The organism is Chloroflexota bacterium, from assembly GCA_016197225.1.
GTDB lineage: Bacteria > Chloroflexota > Anaerolineae > Anaerolineales > VGOW01 > VGOW01.
Genome location: JACPWC010000085.1, coordinates 74359 through 81027, shown reverse-complemented (window position 1 = coordinate 81027; position 6669 = coordinate 74359). Strand labels below are relative to the sequence as shown.

The window sequence follows — 6669 nt, the reverse complement described above, 5'->3', positions numbered from 1 at the left end:
TATCCCTGGGGCAACCAGCCGCCGGACAACACCTTGCTCAACTTCAACCTGGCTTCGGGCGATACCACCCAAGTCGGAGCGTTCCCGAACGGGGCCAGTCCTTACGGCGCGCTCGACATGTCGGGCAACGTCGTGGAGTGGGTGAGCGATTACTATTACGACTCGTACTTTGTGAAAGTGTTCAACACCGTCACGCCCACGCCCTCATTTCTCGGCGGCGTTCATGCCCTGCGCTCCAGTTCGTGGAACGACCTCTTTGCCAACATCCGCGCCGCCTCGCGCCGCTACAGCGCCACCGACACCGCCGCCTACAACCCCGGCGGCTTCCGTTGCGCCAGGTCCGACAAACCGTGACTTCGGCATAAGCACAAGGGCACAAAGACACGAAGACACAAAGAAAAATCTTGGTGTCCTGGTGCCTTCGTGTCTTCGTGTTGAAAACAGTTCAAACAGAAGGTGCGTTGGCGTCGGAGGGTGAGGCGCTGAGGCCGTTGTTGCGGATCAGCGCGCGCAGGCCGTCGTCTTTGGGGGCGTAGCGTTTGACGGCGATGTGGCGGGCGGCCAGAGTTTGCCACAAGTCGGGCGGGGTGGCCGGGTCGCGGAACGTCAACTCGAGGACAGTGGCGGCTGAGGTTTGAGAGACGGCTTCAACGGAGTCCACGCCCGGCAGGCCGCTCAGTTGGGCCACAAGTCCATCGGGCGCGGCGGCGATCTCCAGCCGGTAGACAACGCTGGCGCTGGCCTGCTGGATCAAGTCGGCGGGCGCGCCGAAAGCGCGTATCTTCCCCGCTTCCAAAATCGCAACCCGATCACAAAGCGACTCCATCTCATCCAAATCGTGCGTGGTCAACACCACCGTCTTGCCTTGTCGCTCGACAAGATCGCGGCGCAGAAGCGTTCGCACGCTTTCGGCGGTGACCACGTCCATGCCTTTGGTCGGCTCGTCGAGGAAGAGGAGGGGCGGGTTGTGGAGCAGGGCGCGGGCCACGTTGAGCTTCTGCCTCATGCCGGTGGAGTAACTTTGAAAGTAAGCGTCGGCGGCGTTGCCGAGGCCGAAGAGGTCGAGCAGTTCGGCGGCGCGTTGCTTTGCTTGTGAGCGCGGAATGTTTTGCAGGGCGGCGAAGAATTCCAAATTTTGCCGCCCGGTGAGGCGGCCATAAAATGAGTTTTCGTTGGCGAACACCAGGCCGAAGTTCTCGCGCGCTTTGTCGGCCTGGCGCAAAACGTCGTGACCCATCACTGTTGCCCGGCCACTGGTGGGGATGATAAGCGTAGTGAGGATGCGAATGAGGGTGCTCTTGCCGGCGCCGTTCGGGCCGAACAGGCCGAAGAACTCGCCGCGCTCCACCGAGAGCGTGACCTCGCTTAAGGCCTGAACCGGCCCGCGTGGCGAAGGAAAGTCGTGGGCGAGCGAGTCGGTGGAAAGAGCGTTCATCAGTGGCTAGTGAACAGTGAGCAGTGAACAGTGAGTAGTGAGCAGCAAGTTGACTGTTCACTGTCTACTGCTAATTGTTCACTGTCTTTTCCATCACCAGCCCGTCTTCGCCGCCGGAGTAATAGCCGTGCCAGACGCTCACTCGCTGGTAGCCAACCTGACGGTAGAGGGCAATGGCGGCCTGGTTGGACAAACGGACGGTGAGGCGGACTCTCGGCTGGCCCAGCACCGATTCGCAGGCGGCCAGCAAAGCGCCGCCGATTCCGCGCCGCTGGTAATTGGGGAGAACGCCGAGGGTGGCCACCCAGCCCATTCTTTCCCAGGGTTGGCGGTCGCCAATGACCAGCCCGACGAGTTGATCATCGGCGACGGCTTTGAGACGAACGGTGTTCGGGAAGAGCAGGGCGAAGAACAGTTCGAGGGTGCCCCAGCCTTCCGGCCCGAAGCAGACTCTTTCGAGCGCCCGAGCCTGGTTCAGGTCGCGGAAGGTAGCGGGCAGGATGACGGCCGGGACGACCGACGATGGACTACTGACCACTTGAGACGGGCGAGGTCTGTCATCCGCCGTCAATCGTCTGCCGTCAGCGGTCATCACTTTTCCTTGTTAACGAATCCGCTCAACAGACTCGTAAATTCCATTGGAAAGATGTACTTGGTGGACGGGCTGGCGCCGATGCTCTTGAGCGCTTCGAGATACTGGAGCGACATGGTTTTGCCGTCTACAGTCTGGGCGACCTGGAAGATTTTGTCCAACGCCGACGAGAAACCCTCGGCGCGCAGGAGTTGGGCCTGCTTGTCGCCCTCGGCGCGCAGGATGTTGGACTGCCGCTCGCCTTCGGCCTGCAAGATGGCGGCCTGCTTGGTGCCCTCGGCCCGGTTGACGGCGGCTTCCTTGTCGCCAGTGGACTCGGTGACGAGGGCGCGGCGGGTGCGCTCGGCCGAAAGCTGGCGATTCATCGCATCCTGCACGTCACGCGGCGGGATGATTTCGCGGATTTCGACGTTGGTGACTTTGACGCCCCAGCGCTCGGTGATCTCGTCCAGCTTGACGCGCAGGGTGGTGTTGATGTGCTCACGTTGCGAGAGCACTTCGTCGAGGGCGATGCCGCCGATGACAGAGCGCAGGGTGGTGGTGGCGATGCCTTGTGCGGCCAGCTCAAAGTTACCAACCTGGATCACGCTCGCCGCCGGGTCAATGACTTTGTAATACCACAGAAAGTCAATCGAGATCGGCGCGTTGTCTTTGGTGATACTCGTCTGGTGTGGCACTTCGCGCACCTGCTCGCGCAAGTCCACGCTGATGGCCCTGTCGATGAAAGGAATCAAGAACACGAGTTTTGGCCCTTTGGTGCCGATAGAGCCTCCTAAGCGGAAGACAACCAGCCGCTGGTATTCGGGCACGATGCGGATGGCGTTGCCGGCCACGACGGCTACGATAACGAACACAAACAGACCGATACATCCGATTGTTACGAGAGTTGCTAAAGCTTCTGGCATTTTGAGAAACCTCCTTCAAGGTTTGTATAGAGAGTTTATTGTCTCAGGCATTTTAGCCTGTTTTGACACGAACGACTTTAAGTCTTAGTCCCAACCGTTGAACGACCTGCACCTTAGTTCCGGCTGGAATTAACTCGTCGGCTTGGGCCGTCCACAATTCGTTGCCCACTTGCACCGAGCCTTCGGCAAAAACGTCGGTCTTGGCTTCACCTTGCGCGCCGACCACGGCATCCGGATTCTGGAAGGGCGGGCGGTTGCGCACGGCCCAGGCTTTGCTGAGGGCAAAACTAAAAAAGGCGGCGGTGCCGAGCACGGTGAAGCTGATCAGCCATAGCGACACCCCGGCAGTGGCAACGTCGGCGCGAAACAGGAACAACGATCCAGCGCCCAGAGTCAACCCACCGGAGATCATGAACGCGCCGTGGCTGGGCCACTTGAGTTCGAGCAGGAAGAGAATGACCGAAAGCAGGATCAGGGCCAGGCCGACGATGTTGACCGGCATGCGAGCCAGCCCCAACAGGGCCAGGCCCAGGCAGAGCACTGCCGCCGATTCGGGCAAGCCGGTTCCGGGCGTGACAAAGGCCACGACTGTTGACCACAACCCGGCGATGAGCAGAAGGTAAACAATGTTAGGGTTGGTGAGAAGTTGCCAGAGGATGTCCAGGAATTGCATGGTAATTTCCCAGACCTGTCAGGTCTTGGGTGCTTATTGTTGCAAGCCGCACTCCACCAGACCTGACAGGTCTTGTCTCGATCAGCCGCGCGGGCGCGGGTCTTTCGATTTCTTTTCTTCGATGAGCCGGGCCAGTTGTGGCATGTCGGCGTCGTCGGGGGCTTGCCGCCTGGCTTCAGCCAGGGCGCCGAGGGCGCGCTGGTAGTAGCCGATCTGGGCGTAGCCAACGGCCAGGTCTTTATAAAAATCGGCGCGGAGCGGCATGGCCCCCACAGCCAGCCGCCAGTGCCGCACCGCCAAAGCCCACATGCCCTTCTGCCGGTAAAGGTGGCCGAGGCGGTTGAACTCAATGCCGCCTTTGGTGTGCGGCTGGGGCAGGCACAGCAGGCGCTCTTCGTTGACGGCAAAGTCGCGATCGGTGGCGAAGACCAGGGCCAGGGTGACTAGAGCGAAGAGGATGTCGAGCACGGCGATGACCGGCCCGGTGAATTTGTTGAACCAGCGAAAGACCGTCCACACCATGTCGGCGATCATAGCGCCGACGGTGACGTAATAGGCCAGGGTGATCTTCCAGAGCAGAGCCAGGATGAGGGCGGTAAAAAGCACAATGCGGATGCCGGCGGCCCACATCAGAATTGGCGGCCAGCCCGTTGCCCAACTCAGATAGTCGCCAAACAAGTCTTGCAAATGAACAGTGTCGTACACGTATTGAATGAGACCGTTGCGCCCCTGAAAGCTGACGATCACCACCACGATGCCTTCAATCATGGCGACCCCGGTTTGCAGAATGAGCGAGAAGGCGACGGTGCGAATGGAGGCCGAGACTTTTTTGGTGTAGGCGCGTTTGCTCATGAGGTTGCGCCCGCATTCGGGGCAGCGCCTCAGGTCGCGATCGGCGGGCGCGCCGCAGTAAACGCATTGATAAGGGTCGTCGAGCGCGCCTTCAACATCCACCGGTGAGACCGGGGCATAGCCGCCGTTTGCCGGGGGAGGCGGGGTGGGTTGGGAGGCTTTTATTTTCTCGGAGAGCGGAGCGGTCTTGCGCTCCGGCACTTTTTCGGTGACGGCCCGACTGCTCAACCATTTGAGGTTAGCCTGGGCGGTGGCGTTGTTGGGGTTGAGGGCCAGCGTGTTTTCCAGAGCGGTGATCTTGTCTTCGGTTTTGTCCACGGCCATGCTCAACCAGAACCAGGCCTGTTCGTTGTTCTCATCGGCGTTGACGACTTGCATCAACAACTTGGCGGCGCGCGTCTTTTGGCCGCGCTTCACCGAAGCAATGCCTTCCTGTAACAGGCGTTCGATCTCAACCGGAGACATGGGTAGCCGCTGAGGCGTTGCGTGATGAGCCGTGATTAAGGCGCTTCCCGGATCGTGTTTCGGCCTTCGTTCTTGGCAAGATACAGCGCCGAGTCGGCGCGGGCGATGAGGGCGTTGGCGTCACGGTCACGTTTAGGCTCGTAAGTGGCAATGCCTATGCTGACGGTGAGCGGCCAGGGCACGCCCGGAAAGTTGAAACAGGACACAGTGACCCGCAGGCGTTCGCTCACCGAGCTGGCGGCCAAGAGCGGCGTGTTGGGGCAAATGACCAGAAATTCCTCGCCGCCGTACCGGCAAACCGCGTCGGCCTGACGGGCCTGGTTGCGCAAAATCCCGGCCAATTCTTTGAGAACGTCGTTGCCCACCAGGTGGCCGTGCGTGTCATTCACTTTCTTGAAGTGATCAATATCAATCATTAAAATGGAGAGCGGTTCGCCGTAACGGGCCGAGTGCGGCAGGGCTTGTGACAAATACTCGTTCACGAAGCGCGGGTTCTTCAACTCGGTCAGGCTGTCTATCATCGCCAGATCGGTCAGTTCGGCGTTGGCCCGGCGCAAATCGTCTTGCGCGCTCTTGAGCCGCAGAGCCGAGCGCACCCGGGCTTCCAACTCCAGCGCCCGGAAGGGTTTGGTGATGTAATCCACCGCGCCCAGGTTGAGGCCGTGGCTCAGGTTCTCGGTCTGCGACATGGCTGTCACAAACACAATGGGGATGCTTTTGGTCAGGTCGCTCTTTTGCAATTGCTCGGCCATGGCAAAGCCGTCCATGCCGGGCATCATCACATCTGAGATAATCAGGTCGGGCAACCATTCGAGGATGACCGACAAAGCCTGCCGCCCATCAATGACGTGGCGCAAGGAGTGGCCCTGCTTGCTCAGGATGAGCTTGATCATTTGGGCGATAGCCTGATCATCTTCGACGACGAGGATGGACGCCATGATTTGAGTATAACATAGGCTTGAAAAACAGATATGGCGTTTCTGTTGCTGAAACGCGAACGATTGTGTACACTTGACAATCTACAGAACCGACATCTTTCAGCGGAGCGTTACCAGTTCTTTCCAGATACTCTGGACACGAAAACGTTAGAGACTGTTTTAAAACTGCTCTCCGACCGGGTCCTCGCGGTTGCCGGTTGCTCGCGTCTCTGGCCTCGCCGGTAAATTGCCACACCGTGGCTCCACTGCCTGCACTCGTCAATATCTCGCCATACGGCTCATAACTCCTTGCCAACGTCACCTCTCCACTCACATCCGCCAACTGCCTCACACTCCAGAGCGCATCACCCAGGTGATACACAAACTCCCCCGGCTGTTCGTCGTCACCCCGTTCACGGTTTGTGAGACTCGGTCGCCCAAGCCGTTGTACTGATAACTATTCACTGTTGACTGGTTACTGACGCTCGTCAGCCTGTTCGCGTTGTCATACGTGTAAGTAGTGGTGACGGGCAGGCAGGGCGAAGCGCCCAGGCAGGCGATTTGGCTCAGGCGATTTCCCACCGGGTCGTAGGCGAACTCGAAGTAACTGCCGTCGCTGTAGTCTGCTCTCTTGAGGCGATACAGCGGGTCGTAGGTGTAGGTGATGGTCGTGGTCGTCGTTGGCTGGGTTGGAACTGCACCAATGTAGCTCTGCCGCCGGGACTCGAAGGGTCGTGCCGCTCTCGGTGAGCTTGGCTTGGTTGTCGCTGCAAAACAGCACGGATTTCCAGAATTAGCGGATCGCGATCCGAACATTCCGAAAATCCGTG

General features: G+C 59.6%; 8 protein-coding genes. 1 reads left to right on the top strand and 7 read right to left on the bottom strand.

The window, feature by feature from the left end; genetic code table 11:
- The coding region (locus HYZ49_15400; protein ID MBI3243669.1) for an SUMF1/EgtB/PvdO family nonheme iron enzyme at nt 1–354 on the top strand (354 nt) is incomplete at its 5' end.
- Nucleotides 355–445: 91 nt separating this feature from the next.
- On the opposite strand, the gene HYZ49_15395 is transcribed toward HYZ49_15400, so the two are convergent.
- From HYZ49_15395 to HYZ49_15365, 7 genes are all read right to left on the bottom strand, one after another.
- Entirely contained in the window at nt 446–1435 is a 990-nt protein-coding gene (locus HYZ49_15395) for an ABC transporter ATP-binding protein (GenBank protein MBI3243668.1), read from the bottom strand.
- Nucleotides 1436–1505: 70 nt separating this feature from the next.
- Complete coding sequence (locus tag HYZ49_15390; protein MBI3243667.1) at nt 1506–2027, bottom strand: GNAT family N-acetyltransferase; 522 nt, start codon at nt 2025–2027, stop codon at nt 1506–1508.
- On the bottom strand, nt 2027–2932 hold the full coding sequence (locus HYZ49_15385; protein MBI3243666.1) for an SPFH/Band 7/PHB domain protein: 906 nt from the start codon (nt 2930–2932) through the stop codon (nt 2027–2029). Before HYZ49_15385 ends, HYZ49_15390 begins: the two co-directional genes overlap by 1 nt.
- A gap of 52 nt (nt 2933–2984) precedes the next feature.
- Nucleotides 2985–3605: a hypothetical protein gene (locus tag HYZ49_15380; GenBank protein ID MBI3243665.1), complete on the bottom strand. Its 621-nt coding sequence runs from the start codon at nt 3603–3605 to the stop codon at nt 2985–2987.
- Between the two features lie 81 nt (nt 3606–3686).
- Nucleotides 3687–4922: a hypothetical protein gene (locus HYZ49_15375; GenBank protein MBI3243664.1), complete on the bottom strand. Its 1236-nt coding sequence runs from the start codon at nt 4920–4922 to the stop codon at nt 3687–3689.
- Between the two features lie 35 nt (nt 4923–4957).
- Complete coding sequence (locus HYZ49_15370) at nt 4958–5860, bottom strand: diguanylate cyclase (GenBank protein MBI3243663.1); 903 nt, start codon at nt 5858–5860, stop codon at nt 4958–4960.
- Nucleotides 5861–6187: 327 nt separating this feature from the next.
- Nucleotides 6188–6655, bottom strand: a complete 468-nt coding sequence (locus HYZ49_15365) for an RHS repeat protein (GenBank protein MBI3243662.1) — start codon at nt 6653–6655, stop codon at nt 6188–6190.
- Nucleotides 6656–6669: the final 14 nt, after the last annotated feature.

What these genes read in the sequence shown, in the direction of transcription:
- HYZ49_15370 (MBI3243663.1), bottom strand. Translation starts at nt 5,860, where the DNA reads ATGGCGTCCATCCTCGTCGTCGAAGATGATCAGGCTATCGCCCAAATG.
- HYZ49_15385 (MBI3243666.1), bottom strand. Translation starts at nt 2,932, where the DNA reads ATGCCAGAAGCTTTAGCAACTCTCGTAACAATCGGATGTATCGGTCTG.
- HYZ49_15365 (MBI3243662.1), bottom strand. Translation starts at nt 6,655, where the DNA reads ATGTTCGGATCGCGATCCGCTAATTCTGGAAATCCGTGCTGTTTTGCA.
- HYZ49_15390 (MBI3243667.1), bottom strand. Translation starts at nt 2,027, where the DNA reads ATGACCGCTGACGGCAGACGATTGACGGCGGATGACAGACCTCGCCCG.
- HYZ49_15395 (MBI3243668.1), bottom strand. Translation starts at nt 1,435, where the DNA reads ATGAACGCTCTTTCCACCGACTCGCTCGCCCACGACTTTCCTTCGCCA.
- HYZ49_15375 (MBI3243664.1), bottom strand. Translation starts at nt 4,922, where the DNA reads ATGTCTCCGGTTGAGATCGAACGCCTGTTACAGGAAGGCATTGCTTCG.
- HYZ49_15380 (MBI3243665.1), bottom strand. Translation starts at nt 3,605, where the DNA reads ATGCAATTCCTGGACATCCTCTGGCAACTTCTCACCAACCCTAACATT.